The 16,807-nt window shown below is 72.3% G+C and carries 16 protein-coding genes; 10 read left to right on the forward strand and 6 right to left on the reverse strand.

Annotated elements, in window-relative coordinates; genetic code table 11:
* Positions 1-42 precede the first annotated feature (42 nt).
* The 4 genes from QIS96_RS31865 to QIS96_RS31880 all read left to right on the forward strand — a co-directional run bounded on the left by QIS96_RS31865 (position 43) and on the right by QIS96_RS31880 (position 3,542).
* Positions 43-1,374: an MFS transporter gene (locus QIS96_RS31865; protein ID WP_408907288.1), complete on the forward strand. Its 1,332-nt coding sequence runs from the start codon at positions 43-45 to the stop codon at positions 1,372-1,374.
* A gap of 127 nt (positions 1,375-1,501) precedes the next feature.
* On the forward strand, positions 1,502-1,984 hold the full coding sequence (locus tag QIS96_RS31870; RefSeq protein WP_282546314.1) for a DUF2771 domain-containing protein: 483 nt from the start codon (positions 1,502-1,504) through the stop codon (positions 1,982-1,984).
* Between the two features lie 35 nt (positions 1,985-2,019).
* Positions 2,020-2,706, forward strand: a complete 687-nt coding sequence (locus QIS96_RS31875) for a futalosine hydrolase (RefSeq protein WP_282546315.1) — start codon at positions 2,020-2,022, stop codon at positions 2,704-2,706.
* Entirely contained in the window at positions 2,703-3,542 is an 840-nt protein-coding gene (locus QIS96_RS31880; protein WP_282546316.1) for a 1,4-dihydroxy-6-naphthoate synthase, read from the forward strand. The genes QIS96_RS31875 and QIS96_RS31880 overlap by 4 nt, the downstream gene beginning before the upstream one ends.
* An 18-nt stretch (positions 3,543-3,560) precedes the next feature.
* Here QIS96_RS31880 and QIS96_RS31885 read toward each other — a convergent pair whose 3' ends face one another.
* The gene (locus tag QIS96_RS31885) at positions 3,561-3,944 is read right to left on the reverse strand and encodes a cold-shock protein (RefSeq protein ID WP_282546317.1); all 384 of its coding nucleotides are present in this window, start codon (positions 3,942-3,944) and stop codon (positions 3,561-3,563) included.
* Positions 3,945-4,114: 170 nt separating this feature from the next.
* Between QIS96_RS31885 and QIS96_RS31890 the strand changes: the two genes are divergently transcribed.
* The gene (locus QIS96_RS31890; RefSeq protein WP_282546318.1) at positions 4,115-4,351 is read left to right on the forward strand and encodes a hypothetical protein; all 237 of its coding nucleotides are present in this window, start codon (positions 4,115-4,117) and stop codon (positions 4,349-4,351) included.
* A 37-nt stretch (positions 4,352-4,388) separates the two neighbouring features.
* On the opposite strand, the gene QIS96_RS31895 is transcribed toward QIS96_RS31890, so the two are convergent.
* Entirely contained in the window at positions 4,389-5,078 is a 690-nt protein-coding gene (locus tag QIS96_RS31895; RefSeq protein WP_408907289.1) for an HAD family hydrolase, read from the reverse strand.
* A 98-nt stretch (positions 5,079-5,176) separates the two neighbouring features.
* Here QIS96_RS31895 and QIS96_RS31900 point away from each other — a divergent pair, with 98 nt between their 5' ends.
* From QIS96_RS31900 to QIS96_RS31915, 4 genes are all read left to right on the forward strand, one after another.
* Positions 5,177-6,205 (forward strand): FecCD family ABC transporter permease, encoded by a 1,029-nt coding sequence (locus tag QIS96_RS31900; RefSeq protein WP_282546319.1) that lies wholly within the window; start codon positions 5,177-5,179, stop codon positions 6,203-6,205.
* Between the two features lie 110 nt (positions 6,206-6,315).
* Positions 6,316-7,365: a FecCD family ABC transporter permease gene (locus QIS96_RS31905; RefSeq protein WP_282546345.1), complete on the forward strand. Its 1,050-nt coding sequence runs from the start codon at positions 6,316-6,318 to the stop codon at positions 7,363-7,365.
* A 2-nt stretch (positions 7,366-7,367) separates the two neighbouring features.
* On the forward strand, positions 7,368-8,156 hold the full coding sequence (locus QIS96_RS31910) for an ABC transporter ATP-binding protein (protein ID WP_282546320.1): 789 nt from the start codon (positions 7,368-7,370) through the stop codon (positions 8,154-8,156).
* 328 nt (positions 8,157-8,484) lie between these two features.
* Positions 8,485-9,450, forward strand: coding sequence for an ABC transporter substrate-binding protein (locus QIS96_RS31915; protein ID WP_282546321.1), 966 nt, complete (start codon positions 8,485-8,487; stop codon positions 9,448-9,450).
* A 20-nt stretch (positions 9,451-9,470) separates the two neighbouring features.
* On the opposite strand, the gene QIS96_RS31920 is transcribed toward QIS96_RS31915, so the two are convergent.
* Complete coding sequence (locus QIS96_RS31920) at positions 9,471-10,754, reverse strand: hypothetical protein (RefSeq protein ID WP_282546322.1); 1,284 nt, start codon at positions 10,752-10,754, stop codon at positions 9,471-9,473.
* A gap of 132 nt (positions 10,755-10,886) precedes the next feature.
* Between QIS96_RS31920 and QIS96_RS31925 the strand changes: the two genes are divergently transcribed.
* A complete protein-coding gene (locus QIS96_RS31925) occupies positions 10,887-13,499 on the forward strand; it encodes a helicase-associated domain-containing protein (RefSeq protein WP_282546323.1) in 2,613 nt (870 codons plus the stop codon).
* Positions 13,500-13,797: 298 nt separating this feature from the next.
* Here QIS96_RS31925 and QIS96_RS38000 read toward each other — a convergent pair whose 3' ends face one another.
* From QIS96_RS38000 to QIS96_RS31935, 3 genes are all read right to left on the reverse strand, one after another.
* Positions 13,798-14,046, reverse strand: coding sequence for a DUF7848 domain-containing protein (locus QIS96_RS38000; RefSeq protein ID WP_456316898.1), 249 nt, complete (start codon positions 14,044-14,046; stop codon positions 13,798-13,800).
* Positions 14,043-14,270 (reverse strand): hypothetical protein, encoded by a 228-nt coding sequence (locus QIS96_RS37770; protein ID WP_349017430.1) that lies wholly within the window; start codon positions 14,268-14,270, stop codon positions 14,043-14,045. Before QIS96_RS37770 ends, QIS96_RS38000 begins: the two co-directional genes overlap by 4 nt.
* Before the next feature lie 283 nt (positions 14,271-14,553).
* Positions 14,554-15,786 (reverse strand): helix-turn-helix domain-containing protein, encoded by a 1,233-nt coding sequence (locus tag QIS96_RS31935; RefSeq protein ID WP_349017431.1) that lies wholly within the window; start codon positions 15,784-15,786, stop codon positions 14,554-14,556.
* Between the last annotated feature and the right edge of the window lie 1,021 nt (positions 15,787-16,807).

A 16,807-nucleotide genomic window follows, 5' to 3' on the forward strand; every position in this document is an offset into this window, starting at 1 on the left:
GCCTTTCCTTCAGGATCACGGCCGACGGAACGCGCGAGCCCGTTGCGCAGAGCGGGCCGCATGATCGGCCGCGCCCTGCATCTGCCGATCACCGGGCCCGCGAAGGGCATCAGGAAGGCGACGCACGCGCACGGTGCGGGCGAGTCGGGGCTCGGCAAGCTGATCGAGCTGCACGGCGTGAACGGCGCGGGCGACGTGATGATCACGGTGGCGCTCGCCTCGACGGTGTTCTTCTCCGTGCCCACGGACGAGGCGCGCGGCCGCGTCGCGCTCTATCTGGCGATCACCATGGCCCCGTTCACGCTGCTCGCCCCGGTGATCGGCCCGCTCTTCGACCGGCTGCCGCACGGTCGGCGGGCGGCGATGGCCGGCTCGATGCTGGCGCGGGCCCTCCTCGCCCTGACCCTGTCGGGCGCGGTGGAGACCGGCTCGATCGAGCTGTATCCGGCCGCACTCGGCGTCCTCGTCTCCTCGAAGGCGTACGGGGTGGTGCGCAGCGCCGTCGTACCGCGGCTGCTTCCACCGACGTTCTCGCTGGTCAAGGCCAACTCACGGGTGACGCTCGGCGGACTCCTGGCCACCGGTGCGGCCGCGCCGATCGGTGCGGGGCTGCATCAGATCGGCCCGCAGTGGCCGTTGTACGGGGCGTGTGCGGTGTTCCTCTTCGGGGCGTTCCTGTCGTTCCGGCTGCCGCACAAGGTGGACTCGGCGCGCGGCGAGAGGCGGGCGCTGCTCGCCGCCGACGAGCAGCATCTGCATCTGCCGCACGGCAAGAAGCCGGGGCTTCGCACGGTCGGCCCAGGGGTCACGCACGGGCTCGCCGCGAACGCCTCGCTGCGCTGCCTCTCCGGGTTCCTGATCTTCTTCCTGGCGTTCCTGCTGCGCGAGGAGCCGCTCACCGGGCAGACCGCGGCGGTGTCCCTCGGCATGGTGGCGGTCGCGGCGGGCATCGGCAACGCGCTCGGCACGGCGGTGGGCGCCGCGCTCCGCAAGCGGCCGCCGGAGCTGATCATCGTGACCGTCGTCGGCTTCGTCCTGGCCGTCGCGATCGCCGCGTCGGTGTTCTACGGGGCGCCGGTGATCGCCGCGCTCGGCGCGGTGGCGGGCCTCGGGCAGGCCCTCGCGAAGCTGTCCCTGGACGCGCTGATCCAGCGGGACGTGCCGGAGCTGGTGCGCACCTCGGCGTTCGCCCGCTCGGAGACCCTGCTGCAGATGGCCTGGGTGATCGGCGGCGGCATCGGCATCTCGCTGCCCCTCGACGGCGGCCTCGGCCTGGGCGTCGGCGCGTGCATCGTGGCGCTCGGCTGGCTGACGACGCTGCGGGGGCTCGTCGTGGCGGCCCACCGGGGCGGGGGGCCACCACGGGTCGAGTGATGTCACGGTGTGACATTTTTTTCGCAAGGGGGGTGCGGCCTGCGAGGACGACCGGAGGGGACCGGCCGGGCGGCGCGCCGGACCCCGCGTGGCGAGAGCGGTGGGGGTGCCAGATAGCCTTTCGCGCATGACCTCCCTGCGTATGACGGCCAAGGGCCGCCGCACCGCTGCCGCCCTCGGCGCCGTGTCCGCCGGACTCCTCGCCCTCTCGGCCTGCGACAAGCCGACGCCCCTCGCGACCGTCACGGTCAACGGCACGTCCGTGAACACCGAGGCCGCCTGCTACAGCGAAGGCAAGGCGATCGAGCCGGGCGAGATCAAGTCCTGCCTGCAGAAGGAAGCCGAGAAGACCATCACGGTCGGCATGGACGACAAGGTCCGCTTCGGCGTCGAGCCGGAGGTCGCCGAGCACGGCTGGACCCTGTTCATCGGCGGCCAGCAGGCCGAGCAGGAGCCGTTCAAGAAGACCTACCGGTCCATCCCCGGCAACGTCTTCTTCTCCTCCGGCCAGGGCGGACCGGCGCTGAAGAAGGCCCAGGTCTCGCTGGTGGAGACCGACGGCAACCAGCTCAAGGGCATCTGGCACTTCGAACTCAAGAAGGGTGAGTAGGAGCTCCCGAGCCAGGAGTTCCTGAGCACCGCGTCTTGACCGCGCCCCGGATTCTGATCGCCACAGCGGTTCCCGCCGAGCGGGACGCTGTGGCCAGGGCCGTATCCGCGGGCCCGCCCGAGCACCGGTCGGCCTTCGACTGCGTCGCCGTCGGCGTGGGCCCCGCGGCGGCCGCCGCGGGCACCGCCACCGCACTCACCACGGCCGCACTCCGCGGTGAGCCGTACAGCCTGGCGGTGTCCGCCGGAATCGGCGGCGGCTTCCAGCCCGAGGCCCCGGTCGGCTCCCTCGTGATCGCCGACGCGCTCGTCGCCGCCGACCTGGGGGCCGAGACCGGCGAGGGCTTCCTGTCCGTCACCGACCTCGGCTTCGGCACGGACTCCCACACCCCGCCCGCCGCGCTCGTACAGACGGCGGCCGCCGTCACCGGCGCGCGCACCGGCACCGTCCTCACCGTGTCCACCGTGACCGGCACCGCGCATCGCGCCGCCGAGCTGCGGGAGCGCCATCCGCGGGCCGTCGCCGAGGCGATGGAGGGCTTCGGCGTGGCCGAGGCCGCCGCCGCGCACGGCGTGCCGGTCCTCGAGGTGCGCGCCGTGTCCAACCCGGTGGGCCCCCGCGACCGTGCCGCCTGGCGTATCGGGGACGCGCTCGCCGCGCTCACCGCCGCCTTCGGCGCGCTCGTTCCCGTACTGGTCCTTCCGCTTGAGGAGTCGCAGTGAGCCTGCGCATCGCGTACTCGCCCTGCCCCAACGACACGTTCGTCTTCCACGCCTGGGCGCACGGTCTGGTGCCGGGCGCGCCGGAGCTCGACGTGACGTTCGCGGACATCGACATCACCAACGGCATGGCGGAGCGCGGCGAGTTCGACGTACTGAAGGTGTCGTACGCGGTGCTGCCGTACGTCCTCGACGAGTACGCGCTGCTGCCCTGCGGCGGGGCGCTCGGCCGGGGCTGCGGGCCGCTCGTCCTGACCCGGGAGCCGGGCGCGGACCTGGCGGGGAAGACGGTCGCGGTGCCGAGCGAGCGGTCGACCGCCTATCTGCTGTTCCGGCTGTGGGCCGCGGACACGCTGCGGGACGGGGCGCCGAACATCGTCGTACTGCCGTTCCACGAGATCATGCCCGCCGTGCGCGACGGCAAGGTCGACGCAGGGCTCGTCATCCACGAGGCGCGCTTCACGTACCAGGAGTACGGGCTGCACTGCCTCGCCGACATGGGCGAGCACTGGGAGCGGACGACGGGCCTGCCGATCCCGCTCGGCGCGATCATCGCGAAGCGCTCGCTCGGCGAGAGCGTCCTGAAGTCCCTCGCCGACGCGGCCCGTTCCTCGGTGCGGATGGCCTGGGACGACCCGCAGGCCTCTCGGGACTACGTCCTCGCGCACGCGCAGGAGATGGACCCGGCCGTCGCGGACCAGCACATCGGCCTGTACGTCAACGAGTTCACGGCCGACCTCGGCGAGAACGGGTACGCGGCCGTGCGCGGACTGCTCACGCGCGCCGCGGCCGAGGGGCTCGTGCCGCCCCTCGGCCGGGATGCGCTGCGGTTTCCGTAAGAGTCGCCGGCCGTCTTTCTAGACGTCGAGCTGGTCGGCGACCGCGCGCAGCATGCCCGCGATCTTCGCGCCGTGCGCCTTGTCCGGGTAGCGGCCGCGCTCCAGCTGCTGGGAGACGTTCTCCAGGAGCGTGGTCAGGTCCTGCACGATCGACGCCAGCTCGTCGGGCTTGCGGCGCTGCGCGGCGGCGACCGAGGGCGCCGGGTCGAGAAGCGTCACGGACAGCGCCTGGTCACCGCGCTGGCCTGCGACGACTCCGAACTCCACGCGCTGGCCGGGCTTGAGTGAATCGACCCCGGCGGGCAGCACGGACGAGTGAACGAAGACGTCACCGCCGTCGTCACGGGAGAGAAAGCCGAAGCCCTTCTCGCTGTTGAACCACTTGACCTTGCCGGTAGGCACGTCTGTCCGTCCTCGTCTGTTCTCGTACTCGCGGGTCGACTCGGGAGTCGAAAGGCCCTGGATAGCGGTCTGGCGGGCCGCTTGACCCGCCAGCACACAGGCTAATGGTCCAGTGGCGGGTGACAAGACTGCTTTCTCGGTCTCATCGCGCAGGGAACTACCCTGGCCGGGTGAGTGACACACCTTCTGGCGCCGGTGACCGCCTCGTCCGGCTCGGCGCGATCGTCTTCTTCGTCGGAGCCGTGGCCACCCTGGTCACCGTGGCCCCGCTGTTCCTGGGCACGGAGCCGTTCCCGTCCGTGGCGTACGCCGTGTGCATGCTGATGGGCGTGGGCTTCGTGATCGCCGCGGCCGGGGTGCTGCGGACCATCGCGGCCCAGCGGCGCCAGGCCCGCGCCGGCCGCTAGCTCCCCACGCCGCCACGCCCCGCCCGCGGCGCTGTCGTCAGGCGGCGCGCTCCGCGCAGTGCGCGTCGAGCCACCGCGGGAAGTCGTCGAGGCCGCCGAGGACCACGTCGGCGCCGGCGGCGCGCAGTTCGTCCGGTGCGCAGGGCCCGGTGGACACGGCCACGGAGAGCGCACCAGCGGTACGGGCCCCGCGTACGTCCCCGACGTGGTCGCCCACGTACACCGAGGCGCCGTGCTCGCGCAGCGCCTCCGCCTTGGCCTCCGCCCACAGCCAGCCGATCACCTCGTCCGCCTCGATGCCGAGGTGCTCCAGGTGCAGCTTGGCGTTGGGCTCGTGCTTGGCGGTGACGACGATGGCGCGGCCGCCCCGCGCGCGGACGGCGGCGACGGCCTCGCGGGCGCCGGGCATCGCGAGGGTCGGGTGGATGGCGTGGGTGGGGTAGAGCGCGCGGTAGCGGTCCGCCATCTCCGGTATCCGCTCCTGCGGGAACCAGTGCGCGAGCTCCTCGTCGAGGGGCGGGCCGAGCCGCGTCACGGCCAGATCGGCGTCGATGAACGTGCCCGTCTCCGCGGAGAGCACCTCGTACGCGGCCTTGATTCCGGGGCGGGAGTCGATCAGGGTCATGTCGAGGTCGAAGCCGACGGTGAACGGTGCGGGGGACGCGGCGGGGGACGATCCGGGGGATGCGGCGGGCCGGGGGGACTCGGGGTTCTCGTGCAAAGCCATGTCGCCATTGTGCCGATCCCGGCCACATCCCTGCCCCTTACACTTAGCCAAGCCTAATCAAACGTCTCCTGAAGCCCCTCCGATTCTCAAAGGGTCATATGGCCGCCGCCCCTCCCGCCGCCGCGCGACGCAAGCCGGTGGCCCGACGCATCGCCCTGACCGGTGCGGCAGTCCTGGCCCTCGCGGTCGCCGTGCTGCTCTCGCTCGCGGTCGGCGCACGCGCCATCGCGCCCACCGCCGTCCTCGACGCGCTGCTGCACGGCGGGCAGAGCGACGCCGCCCAGGTGGTCCGTGAACTGCGCGTGCCGCGCACCCTGATCGGCCTGATGGTGGGCGCGGCCCTCGCCCTCGCCGGTACCGCCCTGCAGGGCATCACCCGTAACCCCATCGCCGACCCCGGCATCCTCGGCATCAGCCAGGGCTCCTCGGTCGCCGTGGTCCTCGCGATCGCCTTCGCCGGGGTGCACGACCTGACCGGCTACGTGTGGTTCGCGTTCGCGGGCGCGGGGCTCGCCTCCGTCGCGGTGTACGCCATCGCCGCGCGCGGCCGCGGCGGCGCGACGCCCGTGAAGCTCGCGCTCGGCGGCGCCGCGATCAACGCGCTGCTGGTCTCCGTCACGATGGCCGTCCTCACCACGAAGGCCGCCGCGCTCGACGAGTTCCGCTTCTGGCAGGTCGGCTCGGTCGCCGGGCGGGACGCCGAAGTGGTCGCGCAGACCTGGCCGTTCCTGCTCGTCGGCGTGGTCCTCGTGGTGGCCGTCGCCCGCGGCCTGGACGCGCTCGCGCTCGGCGAGGACGTCGCGAAGGGCCTCGGCCAGAACGTCGCGGCGGTACGGATCGTCGGCGGGCTCGGCGCGACCGTGCTCACCGGCGTCGGGGTCGCCGCGGCCGGCCCGATCGCGTTCGTCGGCCTCGCGGTGCCGCACATCGCCCGCGCGCTCGTCGGCAGCGACCACCGCTGGGTGCTGCCGATGGCCGCACTGATCGGCCCGGTCATGCTGCTCGCATCGGACACGGTCGGCCGCGTGGTCTTCCCGCCGAGCGAGGTCCCGGCGGGCGTGATGACGGCCCTGATCGGAGTGCCGTTCCTGGTGACGCTGGTACGGAGAAAGGCGGTGGCGGCGTGAAGTCCCGTACCCCTGCTGGTTCTGCCGCTGGTTCTGCCGCCGCGCCCACCGCTGTGGGCAATCGTTCCGCGGGGCGGAACGGGTGGGCACAGCACCACGGTTCCGGGCAACTGGTACGTCGACGTCCAGCGGGATACGCCGTACTCCGCGCCGGACGAGCCTCGTTCCTCGTGCACCGACGCTCGGTAGCGGTCGCAGGGACCCTGACCCTGCTCCTCGCGGCAACCAGCCTCGCGTACCTCTGCACAGGCGAAAGCTTCGTACCCCCCGCCGAAGCCCTGAAGGTCGTCCTCGGGCAGCCCTCGCCCGAAGAGCTGGTCGTCGGCACGCTGCGGCTGCCGCGCATGGTCGTCGGCCTGCTCGTCGGGGCCGCGTTCGGCGTCGCGGGCGCGCTGATCCAGACCGTCGCCCGCAACCCGCTCGCCAGCCCCGACATCATCGGCGTCAGCCAGGGCGCGAGCGCGCTCACCGTCGGCGCGCTGACCTTCGGCGTCACCTCGTACGCCGTGCTGCCGTACGTGTCGATCGCGGGCGGGCTGCTCGCCGCCGCGCTCGTGTACGTCTTCGCCTGGCGCGGCGGGCTGCAGGCCACCCGGTTCGTGCTGATCGGTATCGGCTTCGCGATCGCGCTGCGGTCGATCACCACGCTGTTCATGACGAAGGGCGACTACCTCGTCGCGCAGCAGGCGCAGATCTGGATGACCGGCTCCCTCAACGGCCGCTCCTGGCCCGAGGCCCAACTCCTCGGCTCCATGCTGCTGTTCCTGCTGCCCGCCGTCGTCTGGGCGGCCCGCGCGCAGCGCACCGTCAGCATGGACGACGACACGGCGACCGGTCTCGGCGTACGGCTCGGGCGGGTGCGGCTCGGGCTCGTGCTGCTCGGCGTGGTGCTCGCGTCCGTGGCCACCGGCGTCGCGGGGCCTGTCGACTTCGTGGCGCTGCTCGCGCCGCAGATCGCCCGCCGGATGACGCGGACCGCGCAGATCCCGCTGGTGTCCAGCGCGTTGACCGGCGCGGTGGTCGTGGTGCTCGCGGACCTCCTCGCGCGCCGGCTTTTCTCGCCGACCGAGCTGCCCGTGGGGGTGCTGACGGCCGCGGTCGGCGCCCCGTATCTGATCTGGCTCATCGTCCGTAGCCGTACCGTCGGAGGGAAGTCGTAGTCGTGACCCGGCTCAGCGCCCAGGGGCTGACCCTGGCCTACGAGGACCGCACCGTCGTGGACGGCCTCGACCTGGAGATACCCGACGGCCAGGTGACCGTGATCGTCGGGCCGAACGCCTGCGGCAAGTCGACGACACTGCGGGCGCTCGGGCGGCTCCTCAAGCCGAAGGCGGGCTCGGTGCTGCTCGACGGCACGGCGCTCGCGAAGCTGCCGACGAAGCAGATCGCCAAGGAGATCGGGCTCCTTCCGCAGTCGCCGGTCGCGCCCGAGGCGATCACCGTCGCGGACCTGGTGGCGCGCGGCCGGCAGCCGCACCAGCACTGGTGGCAGCAGTGGTCCGACGAGGACGAGCGGGCGGTCGCGGAGGCGATGGCGCGTACGGATGTGGCGGAGCTGGCCGAGCGGTCCGTGGACGAGCTGTCGGGCGGTCAGCGGCAGCGGGTGTGGATCGCCATGGCCCTCGCTCAGGAGACGTCGCTGCTGCTGCTCGACGAGCCGACGACGTTTCTGGACATCTCGCATCAGGTCGAAGTGCTGGATCTTGTACGGCAGTTGAACCAGGACAAGGGGCGGACGGTGGTGGTCGTCCTGCACGACCTGAACCAGGCGGCCCGGTACGCGGATCATCTTGTGGCGATGCGGGCGGGGGCGGTGGTGGCCTCCGGGCCACCCGCCAAGGTGGTGACGGCCGATCTCGTACGCGAGGTGTTCGGGCTGGAGTGCGTGGTCGTTCCGGATCCCGTTACGGGGTCACCGTTGGTGGTGCCGGGGGCGCCGTGGGGTTCCTGAGGTTCTTTTTCCCCTCCCCGCCCCTTCCCGAAAGACTGCCGTCGGCTTCGGGGGCTCCGCCCCCGGGCCCCCGTCCCTCCGGGGCTGCCGCCCCTGGACCTCGCTCTGGGGCTTCGCCCCGGACCCCGGGGCTGTCGTTCGGCTACCGCGCCGTCGTGGCTGGTCGCGCAGTTCCCCGCGCCCCTGAAAACCAGCCCCTCCGGCGTTTGAGGAGCGGGGTCTGGGGCGGAGCCCCAGTTCGGGAAGGGGCGGGGCGGGGAACAAAGCCCGCCGCAGGCGCACCCGACCCGCACCCGACCCACCCACGTCAACCAACGAAAGGCACCCCATGAGAACCCGCACCCTCACCCTCACCGCCACCGCACTGACCACCGCCCTGACCCTCACCGCCTGCGGCTCCGGAGACGCGAAGGGCACGGCCGGCACCGGCGGTGCAAGTGGCTCGACGCATACCGTCAAGACCGCCATGGGCGAGGTGAAGGTGCCGGACTCCCCGAAGCGCGTCGTCGTCCTGGACACCGCCGAGCTGGACTCCGCGATCACCCTCGGCGTGAAGCCGATCGGCGCCACGCACGCCGACGTGAAGTCGGGCTTCCTCGACTACCTGCCGAAGAACGAGGTCAAGGGCATCAAGGACGTCGGCGCGATGATGACGCCCAACGTCGAGGCCATCGCCGAGCTCAAGCCCGACCTGATCCTCACCAGCAAGATCCGGCACGAGAAGCTCTTCCCGCAGCTCAGCGAGATCGCCCCGACCGTCATGACGGAGAACACCGGCTACCCCTGGAAGGAGAACTTCCAGGTGCACGCCGACGCGCTCGGCAGGAAGGCCGAGGCGAAGAAGGTCGTCGCCGAGTACGAGAAGCACGCCGGAGACGTCACCGCGGCGCTCGGCGGCAAGGCGAAGGCCGAGGCCACGAAGGTCAACGTGGTCCGTTTCGTCGAGGGCGCCGACATCCGCATCTACGGCAAGCAGAACTACATCGCGACGATCCTGAAGGACGTCGGCCTGGGCCGGCCCGCCGTCGCGGACAAGGCCAAGGACGGCTTCTCGTACGACGTGAGCCCCGAGCGGATCGACGCGGCCGAGGCGGACGTCATCTTCCACTCCACGTACGGCGACCCGAAGAAGGCCAAGGAGACGCAGACCACGGGCGGTTCGCTGTGGAAGGGCCTGAAGGCGGTCGAGGACGACCGGGCGTTCGCCGTCGACGACCAGCTGTGGATCCAGGGCATCGGCTACACGGCCGCCGACCGGATCCTCGACGAGCTGCAGGACCGCCTGACGAAGTAGCCGTGTCCGTACGGGAGTTGCTACTCCGGCCGGCGCCGCTGCGACCTCCACACCAGGAACAGCGCGGAGGCGACGGCCGCGAGGCGCACCACCCACGGCCAGGTCTCGGCGAACGCGTCCGCCGTCGCGCCCTTCGGCACGGCCTCGCCCCACTGCCGGTCGAACCGGCCCCACAGCCACACCACTCCCGCCGCCACGGCGAGGCCCGGAATGCCGAGCGAGGCGAACTTGGCCTCGCGCTGGCTGAGCCTGCGCGAGGTGTACGCGATGGCCCAACCGGCGCCGAGGGCAACCCAGTTGCCGATCACCGCGCCGACGACGAGGGACGCGGCGGCGAGCAGCAGCAGCGGGTTGCTGAGGCTCGGCGCGCCCCGGGCGGCGCGGGCGCGGCGCAGGAACGGCAGGCGGCGCCGCCCGGCGTCGTCGTCGAGCCCTTCTCCGCCCTCCTCTTCGCCCCCTTCGCCGCTCTCCTCGTCGGCGGATTCATCCGTCTTGGGGGTCTTCTTCAGCGACGGGCCGCCCGCCTTGCCGGTGCCGGTGCCGCCCTCGTCCTCGTCCGGCTCCTCCGTGCGCGGCGGGCGCAGTATCTCGGGGATCTCCACACCGCCCACGAACCCCGGTACGGAGTCGGTGAACCCCTGCGGGCCGTCGTCGATGCGCCACCAGTCCGGCGTGGAGCCGCTCGGCCCCATCTCGTCCTCGCCCGCGAGGTGCGGCGGCGTGCTGGTCGCCGGGGGCGGTTCGGCGGGCGGCGCGGGCTCCTTCGTCAGCCTCGGCCGGGGCACGAAGCGGCTCCAGGGCGCGCGCTGTCCGTCGTCACGCCGCTCGCCCGCGCGCCGTTCGCCGTCGCGCCGCTCGTCGTCCCAGTCGCGCTGCTCGGGCACGAACAGGGCTGCTTTGAAGCGGGACTTGAGGGTGTTTTCGGGGTCCGGCTCGGCGGCGGGGGAAGGTTCGGGCTCCGGCGCGTGCACGGCTTCCCGTACGGCATCCGGCTCGCGCACGGGCGAACCCCCGGCCCCCGCTCCCCCGTCTGCCCCATCTCCCCCGTCTCCCCCGTCGGACGCGTCCGACGCCCGGTCCACGACCTCCTCCGGCGTGCCGAGGCGGTCCAGGATGCGGCGGACCCCGGCGGGGCTGTCGCCGGGGGTCTTGCCGCCGGAGACGGTGGCGCGGCGCCGGTCGATCTCGGTGCGGAGCTCGGCCACCAGGCGCATCCGGGTCTTCGACGGCAGCTGGCGCTGCTGGGCGAGGTCGCCGATGCGGCTCAGGTAGTCGAAGACGAGCTGGTCGCTCTCGATCGCCACGAGATCTCCCTGCGTACGGGGCTTGTCCCTGCCGGTAAGTCCCCTGCGGGGCGCGCGCGTTGTGGTGCCCGGCCACCCGACCGTACCGCGCGGGGCATCGTGCTGTCGGTCCCACCTACTACCGTGTGAAGGATGACGACCGAGAGCACGGCAGGCGCGGCGGCCCCTCGCACGCTCGCCGAAGAGCTGAGGCAGCGCGACGACGCGTCGCTCGCCACCCTGCTGCGAGCCCGCCCCGACCTGCTGTCCCCCGTGCCGAACGACCTGACGCAGCTGGCCACGCGGGCCGGCACCAGAGCGTCGGTGGTGCGCGCGCTCGGCCGGCTCGACACGTTCGCGCTGCAGGCCGCCGAGGCCCTCGCGGTCGCCCCGGAGCCCGCGTCGTACGAGACGCTGCAGGCCCTGCTCGCCGGGGACGACGGGGACGAGGCGGTGGACCGCGCGCTGCCCGCCGCGGTCGGCACGCTGCGCGACCAGGCGCTCGTGTGGGGCGGTGACGGACGGCTCCGTCTGGTGCGCACGGCCCGCGAGTTGCTCGCGCCCTCGCCGCAGCACCCGTCGCCGACGGGGCTCGGGCCGACGGTCGCCGAGGCCACGTCCGGCATGTCGCCGGGCCGCCTGCAGCAGATCCTGGAGGCGGCGGGCCTGACGTCGACGCACGACCCGGTGTCGGCGGTCTCCGCCCTGACGGCGCTCTTCACGGACCGTACGAGAATGTCGGCGCTCCTCGACGAGGCCCCGGTCGACGCGCTCGACGTCCTCGGCCGGCTCACCTGGGGCCCGCCGTACGGGCAGGTCACGGCGGATCCGGCGGCGCATCTGCGCTGGCTGCTCGACCGCGCCCTGCTCGTGCCGACGTCGCCCGGCACGGTCGTGCTGCCCCGCGAGGCGGCCCTGCACCTGCGCGGCGGCCGGGCGCACAAGGCGACGCATCCGCTGCCGCCCGAGGTCACGGCCGCCGCGGAGCACCGCCCGCGGATCGTGGACTCGACGGCGGCCGGGCAGGCCCTGACGGCGGTCGCGACGGTCGAGGAGCTGCTCAAGGAGTGGCACGAGGGCGGGCCCGCGGTGCTGCGTGCGGGCGGCCTGAGCGTGCGCGACCTGAAGCGCACGGCGGTGGGGCTCGACGTGTCGGAGCCGACGGCCGCCTTCTGGGTCGAACTCGCCTATGCGGCGGGCCTGTTGGCCTCGGACGGCGGCTTCGAGGGTTCCTCGTACGACGACGGGGAGCCGTCGGCGCGCCGCGCGGAGGAGCGGTACGCGGCGACGCCCGCGTACGACGACTGGCTGGAGCTGCCGGCCGCCGAGCGCTGGGCGCGGCTCGCCGTGGCCTGGCTGTCGGCGACGCGCACGCCGGGCCTGGTCGGGGGCCGCGACGGCAAGGACCGGGTGCTGTCCGCGCTCGGCCCGCACCTGGACCGCTCGGCGGCGCCCGAGGTGCGGCGCCGGGTCCTTGACCTGCTCGCCGAACTGCCCGAGGGCGCGGCGGCGGACCAGGAGTCGGTGCTCGCCCGGCTTCGCTGGGAGCGCCCGCTGCGGGTCGGCGCGGCGGCGGACCAGGGCGGCGGCGGGGACGACCTGCGCACGCGCCTGGCCCGCTGGACCCTCGACGAGGCGGAGCTGCTCGGCGTGACGGGCCGCGGGGCGCTGTCGGCGACGGGCCGTGCGCTGCTGGAGCAGGACGCCGTACGGACGGGGGCGGAGCGGGCCGCCGCGCACGCCGGGCCGGAGCGGACCTCGGCGCATGCGGGGGCGGAGCGGGCCTCCGCGCATACGGCCCACGGGCTGCCGGACGGCGCGCTTGAGTCCGCGCTCGCCGAGCTCCTCGCGCCGCTCCTCCCCGAGCCCCTCGACCACGTGCTGCTGCAGGCCGACCTGACGGCGGTCGCGCCCGGACCGTTGGAGCGGCCGCTCGCGGAGACCCTCGGCGTGCTCGCGGACGTGGAGTCGAAGGGCGGGGCGACGGTCTACCGCTTCACGCCCGGCTCGGTCCGCCGCGCCCTGGACGCGGGCCGCACGGCCACCGATCTGCACACGTTCCTGGAGACCCATTCGCGTACGCCGGTGCCGCAGCCCCTCTCGTATCTGATCGACGATGTGGCGCGCAGGCACGGCCACTTGCGGATCGGCGCGGCCTCGGCGTACGTGCGCTGCGACGACGACTCGGTGCTCGGCGAGATCCTCGCCGACAAGCGCGCCGCCGCCCTGCGCCTGCGCCGCCTCGCGCCGACGGTCCTGGCCGCGCAGGCCGACCCGGCGGCGCTGCTCGACGGGTTGCGGGCGATGGGCTTCGCGCCGTCCGCGGAGACCCCCGAGGGTGACGTGCTCATCGCCCGCGCCCACGCCCACCGCACCCCGCCCCGCACGGCGCCCGCCCCGGTGCCGGAGGGTCCGCCCGTGCCGGACGCCACGCTGCTCGGCGCGGCGGTCCGCGCGATCCGCGCCGGCGACATGGCGTCGACGGCCCCGAAGCGCCAGGCCCCGGCCGCCGCGTCCCGACCGGGCCCCGGCGAGCTCCCGCGCACGACCTCGGCGGAGACCCTGGCCACGATGCAGGCCGCGGTCATGACGGGCGAGGCCCTGTGGATCGGGTACGTCAACGCGGAGGGCACCGCGAGCCAGCGCGTCATCGCCCCGGTCCGCGTGGAGGGCGGCTTCGTCACGGCGTACGACCACACGGCGGACGAGGTCCGCACGTACCCGCTGCACCGGGTGACGGGGGTGGCGGAGCTCGGGGAGGACTGAGGCGTCGCTGGGCGCTTTGGTTGAGGCCCACGCCACACCGCTCTGTCCCCGGATGCGGCACACTGGACGTTTGGCCTCTCTCGTCCCGTACGAGGCCTGCTGCCGTAGACCGGAAAGGGTGCGCGCGTGAACGGTCCCCTCATCGTCCAGACGATCAAGCTTGATGCACATACTAGCCCGCGCGGCCTCGGCGGTGACAGCACCTCTGCGGAATGAGCAGCAAGAAGCCCCACCCATGCGCCAGTTGGGGCGCACGGACGGGGCGGCCAGCTCGCTGAACGGTGTTGCTCGCCGTCGCTCAGCGGGCCGGGGTCTGGTCTGCCCGAGTCACGCGGGCGTGGTCGGTGTACACACGCCGGTAGAGATCGTGGCCGGGGTTCAGGCCCGTGTGCCGCAGGGCCCAGTCCTGGGCATCGCCGGGGTCACCTTGCGGGCCGGACGATGCTCCGCACTCGTGCGTCATGCAGTGTGCTTCCGCCGTAACGCCGCCATCGGGCGCAGGACGGATCGTGTGGCCCACGTAGCGGTGGACAGCACGCGTGCTCATCCAAACGCCTCTGCAGCCAACGTCGGCCCCTCCTGGGGCTCTTCGTCGCCGGGCACGGGAATACGTGCTCCCCGGCTCTCCGCGACTCTCAGGGCGTCATTCAGGCACTCGGCCAGACGCAGGGCCACGTACCGGACTTCGGAGTGAGGCGACACGGGGTCGGCCAGGATCTTGGCCGCTGCCTCCAGGACCTCCGCGCCCATCTCCAACTGGACGTCTTCCATGGCGTCCGCGACGCGTGACAGGTAGCTGTCCGGTCCGCCGTCAGTGCTGAGATAGCACGACTTTCCGTCTCTGGCCCATGGCAGCAACCGGGGCTGTAAGCCCGCCGCTGCGTCGGCAAGGTCCTGTCGTCGCTGTCGATCACCCTCGGCTCTGCGCATCACCTTGGCCCCCTCGGTCGGTTGGGTTGATGCAGCAACCGTAGGAAGGGGTCGAAGGCCAATCCACGTGCGGAAAACGGTAGTTCAGGGTGCCGACGCCTGGAAGTAACACGCTCCGCAGTAGCTATCCCGCGATGCCAAGATGAGCCGCCATGCTGCGCATCTCTTCCGTCAGAGTGCGCTTGCGGGTCTTGAGGATGTCGGCCATGACGTACCGGGCCATGGGCTGATGCGTGATCCAACCCTCTGCGCGTTGCCGGATCTGCATCAGCTCACCCATGGCCTCCTGGTGCTCACCGCTCGACACGTACGCCTTGGCCACGTCCAGGCGGTGACGATTCCAGTTGTTCGGGGTGACACCGCCCAGGCTGCGCAGGCCGCTCGCGCCCACAGGGCCCTCATCGGCGCGCCGCAGCACGCCGCGCGCGTCTCCGTCCAGCGACAGGTCTTCAATGGCCTTCATCTCCACTGTGGCCGGGCCGAACCCGCCCCAGTGGTCCGGGAACCCTCTGTCTTCCCGGGCCATCGCACTCGCTGCGGTCGCGGCCATCCGTCGGGCCTCGGCCGCTACGTCCGGACGGTTGTTGCGCACACTGGACGCCGCCACCCGGAGCCACAACTCACCCCACACGGCCAGGTGTTGGGTGGAGGCCTCAGAGAACCGGGGCTCGATCTCGACGGCCGTCTGCGCCGCAAGCTGCTCGCACTCGTCGAACCGGTCCTGGCGCAGCAACAGCCAGCACATGCCCACGACGCCGGTGGCTGCCGTGAGCGTCTGCCCGTTCTCCCGCGCAACCCGGATCGCTTCCGCCAGCGCGTAGTAAGCCATGTCGTACTGCCTCACCTGGGTGAGGAACTGACCTGTCATCAACAGGACTTGAGCGCGTGCGACCGCTGCGTGTTGCTGCTCCTCGCCCTCAAGGGCGTTCACGGCGGCCTCGGATGAGCGCAGCAGCGGGGGCAGCATCTTGGCGACGGATGAATAACGGTCCTGGTCGTACAGGGCCCGAGCGTCCCGTACCTTCTGCCGCGTCGCGTCTAGTCCCCCGGGTTCAGCCGGCTCCGCCGTCAGGGGTGCGGCCAGCCCGATCGGCGGCATGAGCGCACGCCGAAGCTCCACGAGGTGACGCCGGTTGGCGTCATCCTGGGGGCCAACGACGGACCGAGGCGCCTCGGTTGCGAACAGAGCGGACGTGGAGACACCCAGCGCGCGGGCGAGAGCGTGGAGGGTCTCAACCCGCACATCCCCGCCCTGTTCGACCTTGCGGACGGTACTTAGCGACAGGTCAGCCGATTCGGCCAACCCCTCTTGGCTCAGTCCGGCCGTGCGCCGGTACTTCCGGATGTTGTCTGCCAACCCTGGGGACATCAGCGCTCACCTCACGACAAGCGTATGCCCGGCAGCAGTTCCGGACACGCGAAAACCCCCGCACCGCCCTGCGTTGGTGGCCCGGGGGCTGTCAGAGCGCCAAGCCGTCACCCCCTGGAGCATGTCGGCGCCGAAGGTACCAGGGGCCGCGTAGGTGCGGACCTGCTCCCGGCCACGCTGGCTCTCAAGACCCAAGTCCTTCCAAGCCCGGCGTCGTTCGCGCCACGGACCCAGGTCACTGCGCAGGATCGAAAACCGATGCACCCCGGCACCGCTCCAGGCGGCGCGGGTGCGGGCCCAAGGCCCCGGGACGTGAAGAGTTCTTGAATCGGAGCCCCCGTTGTTCTTCAAGATGCCCGAGCCTTCACCGGCTCCGGTCCGTCGATCTCGTAGCGCCGTCGGCGCCGGTCGCTGCGCTTCGGGGCAGGGCCCGACATGCGCCATCTCCCTGTGGGCTGATCGAAGCTCAGGCTCGCGCTTCAGCCCAGACCGCTGGCCCCACCGCCGCTGCGCCCCAACCAGGTTCATCTGCGGTGCGCTTGCCTCAGGCTGACGACTCGTTATAATTGTTGCGGGAGACTGAAGACCTGCTAACGGAACCGCGACGGGGACCGATGCAGGGCTCCTTAACGCATAAGGCCCGAAAGGGCCATAACTCAATCTTCGAGATTCGTACTCCGCGCGACGGCCGATCACGGCCGCACGCGGCCGTCGAGGGCGTCTCTCGGTTACGGCCACTGTTATGTGGTCGGGCCGAGCGCGCCCTTTTTGCTTAGCCCGACCATTCCAACCAGGAAGGACTGTCGGGCACATGGAGACCGTCGGGTGGGCGGCGGCCATCGTGGGGGCTCTCAGCGGCGCCACATGGGTTGCAGGACACGCTCTAGACCAGGTTCCGTCTATCTGTCGCAAGGCAAAGAAGGCCGTGCGGTCGGTCCGTGAACTCCGAGAGGAGGTTCGCGGCGGAGGCGATTAGGCAAGCGTCTAAGTCAGCCAAGGGATGACGCCA

It is taken from the genome of Streptomyces cavernicola (assembly GCF_029968035.1).
Taxonomy (GTDB): Bacteria; Actinomycetota; Actinomycetes; order Streptomycetales; family Streptomycetaceae; genus Streptomyces; species Streptomyces cavernicola.